Raw genomic sequence first — 15,557 nt, 5'->3', positions numbered from 1 at the left:
AATGTATCAACTCATCAATCTATTATTCTTATTCCGCCAAATCAAATACCAAAATCTGTATGTTGTTAAAATTCAACTATATAGTTAAATCCCGATTCAATTCGATGTCCATTTCAACTAAATTTAGAATTCATCTTGACACTTTTCTATTAAAACTATTGTTTCTATTTGTTTGATACTACTTCAATAACCAGATTATCAAGCATGAAATCTTTATAGCCATTAAAGTTAGCTTGTGAGTCTTTTACACCCTGAGTATCAGCAGCTTTGCTGGTAGAATAAATCCCAAACCAGCTTTGACCTGTTTCATCTCCTGTTAAAGTAAAAGAATATGTGCCAGCTTTTGCATTCTTATCACTGCTTGCTGTTGATTTTAGTTCATCCTTTGTTAATACACCTTTTTCTTCAAATGGTGCATTCCCTGTTACTACTGCGTAAGTTCCATCACTGCCTGCCTCATAATCAAAAGTAATTTTATACGTTACTCCTGGTTTAAATTTGAAGTTTTGAGGGATCGTTTGGTACACAAGTGCCTCGCGTTCCGTTAAACCATTCGTTTTAAGTGACCATTTACCGGCAATAACATCATTTACTATTTTTTGGTTCCAGCCTCTTTGAGTATATGGTGCATGTAATTCAGCAAGGTGCGTTCTATTATCTTCTACCCCTTCAATATTCCCAATGACAAACGGGTAGATCCCTTGTGCTACATTTTCAAAATCTTGTACAAATTTATTGCTGCTTACTTGGTTTTTGGCGTCATTTTCTACGATGCGAATATCATCAAAGTAACTTGCACCATCTCCAGCATCTCTAGATAAATCAATGGTTACATCAGATGCATTTTTACCTGTTTCAAAAAATACATATAGATTTTGGAAATAACTTGTGCCATCTACCGTTGAAGTCATTTGACCATCTGCTTTTGCTTGCTCCGTGCCTAGCGTATTATGTGCATAAGCTCTTACATAGTTTTTGGCGATAGATTTACCCGTACTATTCGTATATTTTTTACCATTAGAAGTAATGGTTATACTTGCTTGTGCTTCACTTCGGTTGTCTATACCAACATAAGCAGCATATTTCGTATTTGGTTTTAATCCCGTTACTTTTTGAGTAACATCTACTTTCTTTTTATTATTAGAGATTGTTAGCATGTTATTATTGCCTTCACTCTTCGTAATTGTTACTGCTTTAGAATCTCCCTTAACTTTCCAATCCTTTAAGGAATTGCTGTTAAAGCCAGTATCCACAAGATGCATGCCTTCGCTCCATTTAACATCTTTGTTAGCTTTTACTTCTTTATAAATGACATAGGCAGTAGATTTTTTTGCATCTAATGTGATTTTGCCATTTTTAATCTTAACATTTTTTACATTGTCTTTTCCTAATTCAGTTAACTCATAAACTTTAACTGTTCCTTGCCAGCCAGCTGGAACGGTCCAGGTTGTTTCTCCTCCGTTTGTGTTCCAGTGATATAATTTCTCATCTGCTGTTGATAACTTTTTACCACTTTGATCCCACGACCATGGAATTAAGTATTTTTCATCGCCAGGTTTCCCTTCAAATATTCGATTGCCATTAAATGACATTATTCTTGTTCGATATCCATCTTTATCATTAGCAAAATCATTGGACTCTCTTTCAATGGTAAGTGTATTTTCACCAGTATCATCCTTTAATACTGCCTTCATGCCTGGTACCCAGCTGTAAGCTTGTTGTTTATCATCGATCATTTCAACTGCTTTTCCATCTTCCCACTGTGTTACTTGGTAATGTTGAATAAATTTTGTTGGAACGTTTACCGCAAATAAGTTATCTAAATAGGCTTTGTAATCACTTCTGCCTTGCCATCCTTCAAAGTCTTTCATGCTGTAGCCGAATAATAATGGAGCATCCGCATCACCGCCATACTTAGGATAGTTGCCAATCCATGCATCTTTTTGATGGTTTTTAATGAAACGAGTGATGGTACTATTAATGCCTTTTAGAGTATAGCCACCATAAGTTAAATCGGCAGCCCAGTGTTGAAATGTTGAATCATATTCGTTGGCATATCCCCACTCACTGCCTAAGCGCCAGCCTAAACTATTAATTTCTTTACTTAGCTGGCGGCTTGGCCATGTACTATTATCACCTGACTGTCCATTGCCCCAAACGTCTACATAAATAAAATCTAAATCATTCTTTTTGCCGCCAAGAACATCATAAAAATCCTTGAATCGCTGTGCTCTGCCATTTCTTAAATCATAATCCGCATTAATGTTTATTCCTTGATCAATCCAGTTCCAGCCATATTTATACGTACCATCTGGATTTTTTAATAAACGATCTTCTTGAAAATACTTTGATTCCGGATACGTTTCACTTGCATTTACGTGTACGCCAAAGGTTGCACCATATTCTTTCCCCTTTGCAAGCAATGTTTTCATATCCTTTGCGCCACCGATGCGCGTGCCAATATCTGCGTAGTTTAAATGGCCAGAATCATGCCCTTCACTCCCATACCCTTTCAGCAGGATCGATTGTCCCAATCCATCGGTACTTAAGTAAAACTTCTTCACTCCGTCTAAAGCCATTAAGAAAGGATTTTGCGCTTGACCGCCAAAGTTCATGCTAATGCGGTAACCAACTAAATCAGGAACCTTTTCTGTCCCAAGAGGTTCGTTCATAATTTTTCTATAAGCAATCGCTCCATCTTGCCAGTTAACTTTTTTATCCCCATTCTCGTCAGCTGTAATAATTACCTTCACGGATGGCATTTCATCGACCTTGTTTACTGTTCCATCTTCTAGCTCCAGTGTACCATCTTCCTTACGATGCTCTTCTGATTTTTGATAAGTCCAAAAGGTACTGCTTAAACCAATTGTTTTTTGCCCTGCACTATTCGTCGTAGCCGTAGCTGTAATTCTTTGTTCATCCGTCTTTGCCGCATAAGAATCTGGAGCTAATTTTTTCGCTAAATTATTTTCTGTATTAGACCATATACCTGCACTTAATTCATCATTGGAAAGAAAGGCATACATATATCCTTTTTGCTCTTCATCTTGCGTATTTAAATCTTTATCCACCTTTACCTGTCTGTCACCATTAATACGTGTATTTGTAGACATCTGGACGCCATCAAGTACGGCATCCCTTTGACTGCTATTGACTGAAATTAAATGGTGATTAGGAATTTCAATTGTTTTTACAATTTTGTGGTCTACAATTTTTGTAATATTGAATTCTAAAATATTCTCTTTAACAACCATTTCTGCAGTAATAACTGCCGAGATATTATTGCTGGCGTCTTCTAAAGACATCTCATATTCAATTTTATCAGGTGTAACTTTTGCTTTTACTTTTGGCTTCACTGCTATGTCATTAATAAGGATTTTATCTAATGCCTCAGTCTGTCCATTAAATGTCTTCCCTGCTCCATTTCCCGATTTTAAATCGTATCGAAAGACTCTTGGAAAATTTACATCGACAAGAACATCCATTTGATTAGAAGAAATAACAGCTTGTGCACTTTGTGGAATGATTTGGCTTCCTACCTGTTTAATATCCGCTTTTCCCTCAGCTAGTATCGGGGTACTATTTGCAAACGCTGTAGCACCTACCACACTTCCAGCTAAAAGTACTGCCATTGTTTTTCTAAACTTTTTTCTTGAGTTCCCCATAAACACTCCCCTTTGTCGTTTTTCATTTGGTAATCTTGCACTTCTGGCATTGATTGTTTCTTCAAAGGTATCGATTACTTTGAAATTTGAGTTTTTGATAGAATGTGAAAACTGTTGAGATTTTTTCAAAACCAGAAGCAGTTACCAGCCCAACCTTATATTCAAGGGTACTTTTGTTAAAACGCTTACACAAGCGAGATATTGTTCTATTTTTTAGAAATATTGTTTTTTTGTAATATTCACTAAAATAGTCCTAATTCGAAATGCATGTATTAAATTTCCTTTTCATTTTATTAGGCTGTTGGATAAAAACGGATATCCAAGAATGAATGGGAACTTCATTAATGAGGACAGAGGGAGAGGAAACTAAACGAAAAATGCTTATCGTTTTTTTTTACGCTGCAGCTGATTTTTTACAGAGACCGATTTGCTAAGAATTTGTTTTGTTTTTTATGAGTACAATATATAGCTGCATTCCACAAAGACATAAAAAAAGAAAGGCAGATTTATTCTTCCTTTCCTTCTTTTTTATATAACTCCAGCCATTTATTAACCAAACGCTTCGGTGCCGCACGCAAATAGGCTTCTTGAATAAGATCATTCAACTCATCCCAATTATCCCCTGACGGATTTTGGATCGACACCCAGCCGTGATGTCCTATATATGGAGTTTTGTAAAAATACTCTTTCTGCAGCAATATTTCTTGCGTTTCCCGATCTGACTTGAACGACAGCCTAAATCCTCTTTCGCTTTCACCTGAAATTACAAAGGATTTTCCATTGATTTTAAACGTATTATGACCAAAGCCATCGACTATCTCGACACGGGCAGTGCAAGACAGATTTTTCGTACATTATCCAGCATGACAGCTATGTCTTGTAATTCCATTTGATTATTCTCCTTTGCTTAGCTGTCTATTGTGATTTTCCCAAATAGAAGGGCATCATAATATTTATCCTCTATAAAATAGTGGTCTCTTAATCGTCCTTCTAACTCAAAATTGTTTTTTTTAAGTATCCTTGCAGAACCAATATTAGCATCGACTACACTTGCATAGATTTTGTGAAGATTCAGTGATTTAATAGCAAAATCACTCATCAGTGCTACACACTCTGTGCCAAACCCCTTCCCCCAATGATCTTTATGCAAAACATAACCAATTTCTGCTTTGTTTGCTTCATGGTCAAAATTGAAAATCATAGCTGTCCCTACAATGGCTTGGGTTGACTTTTGAACAATGGACGCATAAAAATGAGTTCCTTCCAACTCCCGCTTTAACATAACTTCAATATAACTCCGAGTTTCTTTTAAATCATTCATTAAATTCCAGCCAATAAATCGCGAAACATCTACATCTGACGCGTAGCTATGTATCTCTTGCGCATCATCTGTACTTAATGCTTTAAAATAAATATTTTCCCCTTCTAATGAATGAAATAAACGATGATTCATCTGAACAGCTCCTTTGAAATATAAATTTGCATTACAGTCTTATAATTATTATACATACTCCCGTCCGGATAACGTTAAATTACTTCATAAAAATATTAAAAAGGCCTATCTCCGTGAAGGGGATAGGCCGAGAAATAAATATTACAATAAAAAACTTGAAACGGAAGAAAATAAGTACACATGAGTCGCTGTGATTCATTATTTCTCTACCTTTTTGAGAGTTACATCATTTCACTGTCCTGCCCATCAATATTCTTTCCAAAGTTATCAAGCAATACACGCACTTCATCTGTTGATTTCGTGTTCATCAATTGATTTCTTAATTCAGCAGCTCCATGGAATCCTTTGACATAAATTTTGAAAAAGCGATGAAGCCCTGTCATTGAACGTGGCAGTTCGTTCGCATATTGATCTTGAAGATCAAGCTGCAGCCTTAAAAGTTCAAGGTATTCTTTACTGCTATGCTCTTTTGGCTCTTTTTCAAAAGCAAACGGATTTTTAAAGATACCTCGTCCGATCATAACGCCATCAATCCCATATTTTTCAGCAAGCTGCAGCCCGGTTTGACGGTCAGGGATGTCTCCATTGATGGTTAGGAGCGTATTTGGTGCAATACGGTCACGTAATTTTTTGATTTCCGGAATTAGCTCCCAATGCGCATCTACTTGGCTCATTTCCTCTCTTGTACGTAAATGAATAGAAAGGTTCGCAATATCCTGTTTTAAAATATGCGTTAGCCACTCTTCCCACTCCTGAATCTCCTTATAGCCAAGTCGTGTTTTCACGCTGACAGGCAGTCCGCCCGCTTTCGCTGCTTGAATTAGTTCTGCCGCAACGTCTGGCCGCAGAATAAGGCCACTGCCTTTCCCTCTCGAGGCCACATTCGGTACAGGGCAGCCCATATTAATATCGATGCCTTTAAATCCTAGCTCTGCCATGCCAATACTCATTTGACGGAAATATTCGGGATTATCCCCCCAAATATGTGCCACCATTGGCTGTTCATCTTCTGTAAAAAGCAAACGGCCACGCACACTTTTCATGCCCTCTGGATGACAATAGCTATCCGAATTTGTAAACTCTGTAAAAAATACATCCGGTCGGCCAGCTTCACTTACGACGTGACGAAAAACAACATCTGTCACATCTTCCATTGGTGCAAGTACAAAAAATGGCCGTGGTAAATCACGCCAAAAATTATCTATCATTTCAAACTCAAATCCTCTCATTATGGATACAACTTCAAACTCCCGGTCAAAAAATATAAGCCTCATGTTCCACTTCTCTTACACTTATATCATGCTTACTAACTTATAATCAAACACAAGTAAATTCGGACGTATATCATTTGTGAAAATCGGTAATGTTTATTTTAACGAAAATCGGTCCTGAATGGTATTTTTATAAACAAAAAAGCAGATGGTATAGATATTTTCTATATCATCTGCTTTTCTATTATACCAATTCCAACAAAGTGACTGCTTCCACGTGCGCCGTTTGCGGAAACATATCCACCGGCTGAATCATTTTCACTTTATAACTAGCACTCAATACATTAATATCCTTCGCCAATGTTGATGGGTTGCAGGATACATAAACAACCTTCTTCGGCTTTACCTTCAATATTGTTTTCAATAGCTGCTCATCCAGGCCGGTTCTAGGCGGATCAACGATGATCACATCTGGCTTCCAGCCCTCTTTGACCCATTTCGGCAATAAGACTTCTGCTTTGCCAGTTACATACTTCGCATGTTTAATTCCGTGCCTTGCCGCATTTTTCTTGGCATCTTCAATCGATTCAGGGATGATATCCATTCCTCTAATTTCAGCTGCTCCATCCGCAACCCATAGACCGATGGTACCAACCCCGCAATAGGCGTCTGCTACTTTTTCTGTTCCTGTAAGAGCGGCAGCTTTTTTCACTTCATTATATAGCTTTACCGTCTGTTCTGGATTCAACTGGAAGAAAGTTCGTGCGGAAAGCTCAAATTGAAGGTCTCCAAGTGTCTCTTGAATAAAGTCGCTTCCTTCAAGATTTACGGTTTCGTCTCCAAAGATAAGAGATGTTTTCTGTCCATTGATATTTTGAATGATTGATTTAACTTCAGGCAGTCTCTTTTTGATTTCTTGGATGATGAGTTCTTTTTTTGGCAGTTCTTTTTTCGTTGTAATAAGAACAATTTGAAGCTCTCCTGTTTGAATCCCCACTCTTGCAACAATGGTCCGTACAAGTCCCTTTTTTGATTTCTCATTATAGATTGGAATCTTAAGGTCCTGAAGAATTCGTTTGACCGTTTTCGTTGCTTTATTTGTTTGCGGGTGCTGAACGGCACATTGTTCAATATTAATTAGACGGTGGGAGTTCATACCGTATAAGCCAGCTAAGACTTTTCCATCTCTGAATCCAACCTGGAATTGGCTTTTGTTTCGATAACTCCAAGGATCCTCCATGCCAATTGTTTCTTTAATCTCTAACTTGGAAGGGTCTAGCTTTGTATGTCTTTCTAATGCCTGTATGACGATATCCCTTTTTTCTTTAAGCTGCTGGTCGTAGCGAAGATGCTGAAGCTGGCAGCCTCCGCATTCTTCATAGATTGGACATGGCGGCATGACGCGGAACTCTGATTGCTTGCGAATCTTTTTTATCTTCGCCTCTGAAAACTTTGGATGAACCTTTGTTGCTTCCACAACAACCTCTTCACCAGGGAGCGCTCCAGGTACGAAAACAACCTGTTTTTTAAAATAGCCGACGCCCTCTCCATTGATTCCAAGCCTTTTAATTGTCAGCGGAAATGTTTGATTGAGTTTCAATTTATTTGATTGCTCTTGTTTCATCTTGCTTAATCACTCCATATTATTCAATGCTTCTCCATAAATAAAGAGAGGCATAGCTTAGGTAAGGATCCCAGCCCTTTGAAAATGACTCCATTTCCTGTAAGGTTGGTTTTGCCTCTAATTGATATTGCTTTTTCAACGCATTTTGTATGCCGATATCAGCCATTGGAAATAGATTCTGTCTGCCAAAGCCGAACATCAAAAAATTCTGTACAGTCCACGGACCAACACCGCGCAGCTTAATTAATTGATCAAATACTTCTTGGTCAGATTTATTTTTCAATTCCTCAAAATTAAGAATTCCTGAGGCAATTTCCTTGGCAATACCAATGACATATTCCGCTTTTCGTCCGCTAAATTGCAGCTCACGTAGATCTTCAACCTGTAATTCCGCCACTGTCTCAGGAAGCGGATAGAACCAAACCCCGTCCTTCTCAAATCCAAATGTTTTTACAAATCTCTCAGTCAATGTATGGGCAAAGGATAGATTTAGCTGCTGATGAATAATGCATTTCTGCAAGCAGCTATATGGATCGAAATCGAGAACGATCGGTGTCCCGTAATGCTGATCAAATATTCCTTTAAGATCCGTATTTTGAAAATGCTGATGGATGGTCTCTAACGGTGTATTCCATTGGAAAATTTCCCCCAGTCTTTCTGCAGCTTTATCTTGGAATGATTCCTCTATTCCTGTAATAACAAATTCCGGTGCTTTAGTTGAACCAATCGCTTTCACTTGCGCTACCATAGGTTCATTTCCAATCATTAAAGGTACAAATACGCTTCTATTTTCTGCATCAACCTGATGAAGCGGGTCGAGTGAGAGTCTGTCGAGTACGAGGTCAAAATTATAAGGTCCATCAATTTTTATTGTTTCCAATCATGATCCGTCCTTTGACATTTTCTCGTATTATACCATTTTTCACTGTTCACGTCTTTTTAAGCAGGAATAAACCCGAATTCGTGAAAAATTCGGGTTCTTTCATTATATTTAGATTACATTTTTTTATCTCGGACCACTTTTATTCTTTTACAGGCCACTTTTCAGATTTACAGGCTACTTTTACTCTTTTACAGACCACTTTTCAGATTTACGGGCCACCTCCCGAAAAATCACCAATATCAATACAGCATACTTTCCTCAAACGCCTGACTCATCATTAAATCATCCAAGCTTTTAAATGTATAGCCTCTTGCCTTTAAGTCCTTAATGACTTTTTCAAGTGCATCGGCATTGTCCTTAGAAACAGTGTGCAGCAACAGAATAGCCCCAGGATGTATTTGCTTCATAATATTATCATAGGAATATTGCCAGCCCTTTTGCTGATCGGTTAGCCAATCTTTAAAGGCTAGTGACCAGAATATATGTGTATAGCCTTCCTTATTCGCTAAATGAATCGTCCGCTCGCTGAAGATTCCTCTTGGAGGGCGCAAGTATGACATATGCTTGATCCCAGTCAGCTTCTCTGTTCCTTCACGGACTTTCTCCAGCTCTTCTGCTAGCCGTTCTCCGCTGATTCTTGTCATATCTGGATGGCTCCATGAGTGATTGCCAATAATATGCCCTTCAGCAGCCATACGCTTCACTAGATCAGGGGCACTATTTATGTAATGACCCGTAATAAAAAAAGCTGCAGGAACTTTCTCCTTTTTTAAAATATCTAATATCTTTGCGGTGTAGCCATTTTCATACCCATTATCAAAGGTAAGATAAATATCTTTTTTCGCTGGATCTCCTTTATAAAAAGCACCCAGTCGGACCAGCATATCGTCAAGAGCCTTTCCTGCATCGGCCTGCTCTTCATTTGCTCCCTTTTTAAATCCCCAATGAATGGGGGAATTAGGATAATCAGCATGAGCTGTTGTTGAAAAAAACATCAAGATTGCACTTAAAACGACCAGATGTTTGAAAAGTTTCATCTGCGCTCCTCCTCTATTTTTTTCTTATTGTTTGTGAGTGGAATAAAAACATTCGCACTTACTGATACCAATAAAAACCACAAAAAAGAGACCCTAAACAGGATCTCTCTTTTAAAAATCTAATTTAAAATACTCGCTCTTTAAACATAGCTAATTTTTCTAATGAAGATTTGTCTACATCTGCATGAAGGCTATTTCCATGTGAATCCATTGTAACAACGGCTGTAAAGCCTTCTACCTTTAGATGCCACATCGCTTCTGGAATACCGAATTCCATTAAATCTACACCCTCAACGGCTTTAATACAATCAGCATAGTATTGCGCCGCTCCACCGATCGCATTCAAGTACACACCGCCATGCTCTTTAAGCGCAGCTAATGTTTTCGGTCCCATTCCGCCTTTTCCAATGACTGCACGAATGCCGAACTTTTTCATGATGTCGCCTTGATAAGGCTCCTCACGAATACTTGTAGTCGGACCCGCAGCTTTTACATGCCAATTTCCTTCACCGTCTTTTAGCATGACAGGACCACAGTGGTAAATGACTTGACCATTTAAATCAACTGGTGCATCATGCTCCATTAGATGATGATGGATCGCATCACGACCCGTGTACATTCTGCCGTTAATTTGAACAACATCTCCAACTTTTAGGCTGCGGATTTGATCTTCCGTAATCGGTGCTTGTAAAGTAATGACTTCACTTTTCGTTTCTGCAGCTGCTGCTGTTTCCTTTTCTGCCTCTGTTGCTCCAAAGTCGATGTTTTCTCCCTCTTGGTACATCCACTCATTGATTTCTCCCGTTTCTGGATTGACAGCAACACCAAGGCGGCGGAATGCCCAGCAATTATACGCAACAGATACGAAGAAGCTAGCAGGGATACGGTTCATGACGCCAACTTTACATCCTAGAAGGGTTGTTTCTCCGCCAAAGCCCATTGTACCAATGCCAAGCTCGTTCGCATGATTCATTACATACTCTTCTAATTTGTGAAGATCTTCGTTTGGATTCACATCTTCAACCGAACGGAAAAGCTGTTCTTTTGCAAGATCATAGCCAGAAGAGCGGTCACCTCCGATTCCAACACCGATAAAACCAGCGCTGCAACCTTGTCCCTGTGCTTGATAGACTGAATGCATGATGCATTTGCGAATGCCATCAAGGTCGCGTCCTGCACGTCCTAAGCCATCAAGCTCGCAAGGAAGGCTATATTGAATGTTTTTATTTTCGCAGCCGCCTCCTTTTAAAATTAGGCGTGCATCGATATAATCTTTCTCCCATTGTTCGAACTTAATAACAGGTGTTCCGCCACCGAGATTGTCTCCGCTATTTTCCCCTGTTAGCGAATCAACTGAATTCGGACGAAGCTTTCCGTCCTTTGTCGCTTGAGCGATGGCATTTTTGATCGCTTCTTTCATTACAAGCTGATTTGCACCAACCGGAGTTTTAATTTTAAAAGTCGGCAGACCTGTATCCTGACAAATCGGAGAAACATTATCATCAGCCATTTTAATATTATTTGTGATAGTGGCTAAGCTCATCGCTGATCTCGTACCGGCACTTTCTCTTTCCTTCGCTGTCTTAATGGCGCGGCGTACATCCCTAGGAAGCTTTGTAGAAGTCTCAACAATTAGCTTGTACATGCTTTCCTGAAATTTTTCGATATTCATGACTTGCTGGTCCCCTTTCCCTTTGTTCCCTTATATATCTATTATGAAAATTATAAATTATTTAACGTATATTATTATACCCCTATCATAATAGGTTGGAAAGACCAAGCTTTGGATATCAAATTAAAAGGCTGTTTTCGCAATCGTGTTACTTTTAACTAGAAGTTGATTTCCGCTCCAGGTCGCTCGCTTTCCGCGGGGTGGGCGCTGAGCCTCCTCGTCGCTAAAGCTCCTGCGGGGTCTCACCTGTCCCACTCCTCCCGCAGGAGTCTCGCACCTTCCGCTACAATCAACGTTATTTGTCTAAGATTTTTACTCAAACCATTTATTCAAAAAACAACTATCTTTTAGAATAGAGCTAATTAAAAAGAGCCGAAGCGGCTCTTACTCTTCACGGTTATTAAATTCACGGCATTTCGTTTCAAGATCATCAATCATTTCTATTAAACGATCAATATCTTCAAGCTCTGTTTCTTCTGGTTCAATCGCATCCAATACATCAAGAAACATATTCAACCGCTGCTTCAAAAATGAAACCTGGCTATTTTTATCTTTAATCGGACTACCCAAATCGTTCTCTCCTTTCGTTACGTTACCATCCTATCGAAAAATCCTTCCATTCGCAAATATATTTTTTCTATTTGTCATTTCCCTTTATGTAACTACTCCACACTGACAAAACGAACTATTTGTTCACTGGCGGTGCTGGTCATTGCTTGTTGACAGTGCATATTGCACCCACCATTCTCCTTCTCGTTCTTCCATTTGTATCCCGTGCCAGCCTTCAGCCAGTTTTACTTGCTGAGCATGAATGTCCTGCATTTGCATAAAAATGGTTTCCTTATATTTAGGTTCTTCTATATCCTCTAAGTCTTTCACTAAAATATAACGCATACTGCCGCCATATTTTTCTTTTAGGGCTGCAATCTTCATTCCTTGAGCAAATTTATCCTTAAGACTAGGTATGTTAAAAGGTGCTACCGTACAGCAGACATAACGGTATGGAGGATTTTCCTTTGCTAACTCGTGCATGATAAGGCTCGCTAGAATTTTTTGCAATTGGTTTCCGCGGAATTTTGGAAGCACATTTGAAATCTCCTGATAAATGACCTTGGGCAATTCTGTTTCTGATAGCCCAATATCCCTTCCTAAATGCTCCTCATCAATCAGGGGCACTAACAATGCCCGAAAGGCAATTAGCTGATCTTCAGCAAATGCTCCAATCATCCACCCATTTCCTTCTAAGATGAATTGAAATTCTTCATCTGTTAGTGGCTGAAGCCGCTTTTTATTTTCCAGCTGAAGGATCACTTGGTCTTGCACATTCAATATCCCTGGCAAATCTCCCATCGTTAATTTTCTTACAGCAAAGGAGATCTGTTTATTTTTTAGTATTCCTTTGTAAATGTGACTCACACATTCTCCTCCTTTAAATAGACGCTTTCATGGAAGACTGTTAATTCTCTCATCATTTCATCGTTCACGTCCACACCAAGTCCAGGCTTATCTGTTAGTCGAATAAATGGCACATCATAGTGAAGATTGCCAACATCTTTTGAGAATTTCAGCGGACCAGTCAGCTCTACACTCGTAATTGCTTTTTTGGAAAAAGCAACATGGAAACCTGCTGCAGAACCAATGGAGGATTCCACCATTGATCCAATTTGGCATTCAAGACCTGCAAGCTCTGCTTGATGTGCCAGTTTGACTGCTGGATAAATGCCCCCGCATTTCATTAATTTAATATTCACTTTATCGGCTGCACGCTTTTGGATAATCTCAAGCATTTCACGCGGTCCTTTTAATCCTTCGTCTATCATTAATGGAAAAACAGATTTCGCTTTTATTTCAACCATTCCATCAATATCATCTGCTACAACAGGCTGCTCTACCCAGTCAAGATTACAATCCTGCAATTGTTTAAGTGCGGTTAACGCGGTAGCGCTATTTTTCCAGCCTTGATTGACATCCACACGAATCGCAATCTCTTCTCCTACCTTTGAACGAACGGCTTGAATGCGCTTAACATCCAAACTAACATTTGTTCCGACCTTCATTTTAAAGGAGCAGTATCCTTGCTCAACCATTGCTGCTGCTTCAACTGCCATTTCTTCAGGTTCTGCAATACTTAATACATGAGTAATCGGAAACTCATCATGATATCTGCCGCCAATTAGCTGATAAACAGGCTGCTGCAGTTTCTTGCCCATAATATCAAAACAAGCTATATCTATAGCCGCTTTTGCCGTCGGTGCACCATAAATTGTTTTGTTCATATGATCATGAAGTTTTTCGATTTCCATCGGATTCTTTCCCATTACAACGGGTGCAAGGGTATTTTTGAGAATCTGGTAGACTCCTTCCCATGATTCCCCTGTCACATGTTCATCCGCTACCGCTTCCCCATACCCAACAATGCCTTCGTCTGTTTCAACCTTTACAATGACAGATGGCATATAATCGTATGAATGGTAGCTGACAACAAATGGGACATGTAGCGGTAAGTGAATCGCGTAAAGATGAATAGCTGAAATTTTCATATGTAAAACTCCCTTTTTTTAATTTACAAATATTCTATTTATTTGATATAGTTGTCGTTAAATAGTCGTTAATCACGAAAAGCGAAAGCGTCTTGATCATCTCTGTACAAACTGGAGGAGACCTGAAGTTTGATAGACGATAGACCTCTTGCGCTAGACAATTCCCCACAATAAAGAGGTGAACCAATGAAAACAAGAATTGCAGTAATAAGCTCTGCTGAATTTTTCGAACGAATTCAATTTTTGGTATCTTTAATCAATGATATTGAATTAGACAGTTACATCTATCAAGATCCTCTACAGGCACCTAGTTTAATTAATCAACTTAAACCTTGTGATGTGGTGTTCTTTTCTGGAGCATTGCCCTACTATTTTTCTAAAAAAGAACGAGAGCAGCTGCCAGTTCCCACTCTTTATTTAGCACAAGATGAATTAACCATTTCTTCTTCCTTGTTAGCTGCAATCTATCATAAGCAGGTTTCCTTGGATCGTATATCCATTGATTTATTCAACTCTTCCATCGTTGAGGATGTACTTGCTTCAGTAGATATTGAAACTTTCCCTAAGCATGTCATTGATTACGAGGATATGCTTAATAAAGATAGGTTCAATTTATTCGAGATTGTTTCTTTTCACCAATCCTTATGGGAAAAGGGAAAAATTGATTTAGCCATCACAAGCATCCATGCTGTTTACGATCAATTAGTGCTTTATGGGATCCCTTCTATGCGTATGGCTGACCCGAAAACTTCAGTGATCCGCGGATTACAAGAAGCAAAATCATTTGCCATGTATAAAAAAAGTCTTTCGGCACAGGTCGCAGTTGGCTATTTATCGACAGACTTACAAGTAAAAGAAATTCAGAAACTTTTTGAAGCAATTGCACATGCCATTCATGCTTCAATTCAACAAATCAGCCCTACTAATTATTCATTATACAGCACTCGCGGTGACATAGAAGGATTACTAGAGCAGGATACTCTCCTTCAGTATTTTTCGGGTTTTCCTGGTGTATCAATCGGTTTTGGCTTTGGCTCAACCATTATGGAAGCGGATAAAAACGCACTAGTTGCTCTCCGTTTTGCCGAAAAGGATCTAAAAGAAAGCTGCATGTATATTTTAACTAATGACAAAAAATTATTAGGTCCTTACCCAAAGGAGAAAAAGCAACAGCGCTTAATCAATGATCACCCTGAATTGCTTCAAATTGCTCAAAAGGCAAAATTAAGTCCGGCGAATCTTTCAAAGCTCATCCAATTTGGAAAGGAAAGACAATCCCATCACTTTACCGCGGCAGATCTTAGTGAGTATTTACAAGTGACACGAAGAACGACCGAGCGGATCATAAAAAAACTGGCTGATCACGGATACATCAGCACAATCGGTGAGGAAATGACCTATCAGCAAGGTCGCCCGAGAGCTGTATATATACTTAATTTACCTATTTACCAGTAACTTGGTCAGAATGTAGG

12 protein-coding genes are annotated in these 15,557 nt (G+C 38.9%); 1 reads left to right on the top strand and 11 read right to left on the bottom strand.

Going from position 1 to position 15,557, the window contains the following annotated elements:
* Window positions 1–164 precede the first annotated feature (164 nt).
* The 11 genes from AN957_RS04925 to AN957_RS04875 form a co-directional block, all read right to left on the bottom strand.
* Entirely contained in the window at window positions 165–3,665 is a 3,501-nt protein-coding gene (locus AN957_RS04925) for an endo-alpha-N-acetylgalactosaminidase family protein (RefSeq protein ID WP_056682610.1), read from the bottom strand.
* A gap of 506 nt (window positions 3,666–4,171) precedes the next feature.
* On the bottom strand, window positions 4,172–4,429 hold the full coding sequence (locus tag AN957_RS04920) for an MmcQ/YjbR family DNA-binding protein (RefSeq protein ID WP_342668509.1): 258 nt from the start codon (window positions 4,427–4,429) through the stop codon (window positions 4,172–4,174).
* A gap of 143 nt (window positions 4,430–4,572) precedes the next feature.
* Entirely contained in the window at window positions 4,573–5,118 is a 546-nt protein-coding gene (locus tag AN957_RS04915; RefSeq protein WP_056682608.1) for a GNAT family N-acetyltransferase, read from the bottom strand.
* A 221-nt stretch (window positions 5,119–5,339) separates the two neighbouring features.
* Entirely contained in the window at window positions 5,340–6,347 is a 1,008-nt protein-coding gene (locus AN957_RS04910) for a tRNA dihydrouridine synthase (protein ID WP_056687056.1), read from the bottom strand.
* A 226-nt stretch (window positions 6,348–6,573) separates the two neighbouring features.
* Window positions 6,574–7,953 carry a 23S rRNA (uracil(1939)-C(5))-methyltransferase RlmD gene (gene rlmD / locus AN957_RS04905; RefSeq protein WP_056682606.1) on the bottom strand — a complete coding sequence of 460 codons (1,380 nt, stop codon included), beginning with the start codon at window positions 7,951–7,953 and terminating at the stop codon, window positions 6,574–6,576.
* Window positions 7,954–7,972: 19 nt separating this feature from the next.
* Window positions 7,973–8,833, bottom strand: coding sequence for a DNA-3-methyladenine glycosylase family protein (locus AN957_RS04900; RefSeq protein ID WP_056682605.1), 861 nt, complete (start codon window positions 8,831–8,833; stop codon window positions 7,973–7,975).
* Window positions 8,834–9,075: 242 nt separating this feature from the next.
* On the bottom strand, window positions 9,076–9,873 hold the full coding sequence (gene pdaA, locus AN957_RS04895) for a delta-lactam-biosynthetic de-N-acetylase (protein ID WP_056682601.1): 798 nt from the start codon (window positions 9,871–9,873) through the stop codon (window positions 9,076–9,078).
* A 124-nt stretch (window positions 9,874–9,997) separates the two neighbouring features.
* Window positions 9,998–11,545, bottom strand: a complete 1,548-nt coding sequence (locus AN957_RS04890; RefSeq protein WP_053479020.1) for a fumarate hydratase — start codon at window positions 11,543–11,545, stop codon at window positions 9,998–10,000.
* A gap of 384 nt (window positions 11,546–11,929) precedes the next feature.
* The gene (locus tag AN957_RS04885; protein ID WP_053479021.1) at window positions 11,930–12,115 is read right to left on the bottom strand and encodes an SE1561 family protein; all 186 of its coding nucleotides are present in this window, start codon (window positions 12,113–12,115) and stop codon (window positions 11,930–11,932) included.
* 123 nt (window positions 12,116–12,238) lie between these two features.
* Complete coding sequence (locus AN957_RS04880) at window positions 12,239–12,961, bottom strand: hypothetical protein (protein WP_056682598.1); 723 nt, start codon at window positions 12,959–12,961, stop codon at window positions 12,239–12,241.
* Window positions 12,958–14,085 carry a mandelate racemase/muconate lactonizing enzyme family protein gene (locus tag AN957_RS04875; protein WP_053479023.1) on the bottom strand — a complete coding sequence of 376 codons (1,128 nt, stop codon included), beginning with the start codon at window positions 14,083–14,085 and terminating at the stop codon, window positions 12,958–12,960. Before AN957_RS04875 ends, AN957_RS04880 begins: the two co-directional genes overlap by 4 nt.
* 186 nt (window positions 14,086–14,271) lie before the next feature.
* Between AN957_RS04875 and AN957_RS04870 the strand changes: the two genes are divergently transcribed.
* Window positions 14,272–15,540: a helix-turn-helix domain-containing protein gene (locus AN957_RS04870; protein ID WP_053479024.1), complete on the top strand. Its 1,269-nt coding sequence runs from the start codon at window positions 14,272–14,274 to the stop codon at window positions 15,538–15,540.
* Window positions 15,541–15,557: the final 17 nt, after the last annotated feature.

The organism is Cytobacillus solani (assembly GCF_001420595.1).
In the GTDB taxonomy this organism is placed as follows: Bacteria; Bacillota; Bacilli; order Bacillales; family Cytobacillaceae; genus Cytobacillus; species Cytobacillus solani.
This window is presented reverse-complemented; position numbering and strand designations above follow the sequence as displayed.

Coding starts and splice junctions, on each gene's coding strand:
- AN957_RS04910 (WP_056687056.1), bottom strand. CDS start 6,347: ATGAGAGGATTTGAGTTTGAAATGATAGATAATTTTTGGCGTGATTTA.
- pdaA (WP_056682601.1), bottom strand. CDS start 9,873: ATGAAACTTTTCAAACATCTGGTCGTTTTAAGTGCAATCTTGATGTTT.
- AN957_RS04875 (WP_053479023.1), bottom strand. CDS start 14,085: ATGAAAATTTCAGCTATTCATCTTTACGCGATTCACTTACCGCTACAT.
- AN957_RS04890 (WP_053479020.1), bottom strand. CDS start 11,545: ATGAATATCGAAAAATTTCAGGAAAGCATGTACAAGCTAATTGTTGAG.
- AN957_RS04915 (WP_056682608.1), bottom strand. CDS start 5,118: ATGAATCATCGTTTATTTCATTCATTAGAAGGGGAAAATATTTATTTT.
- AN957_RS04870 (WP_053479024.1), top strand. CDS start 14,272: ATGAAAACAAGAATTGCAGTAATAAGCTCTGCTGAATTTTTCGAACGA.
- AN957_RS04925 (WP_056682610.1), bottom strand. CDS start 3,665: ATGGGGAACTCAAGAAAAAAGTTTAGAAAAACAATGGCAGTACTTTTA.
- rlmD (WP_056682606.1), bottom strand. CDS start 7,953: ATGAAACAAGAGCAATCAAATAAATTGAAACTCAATCAAACATTTCCG.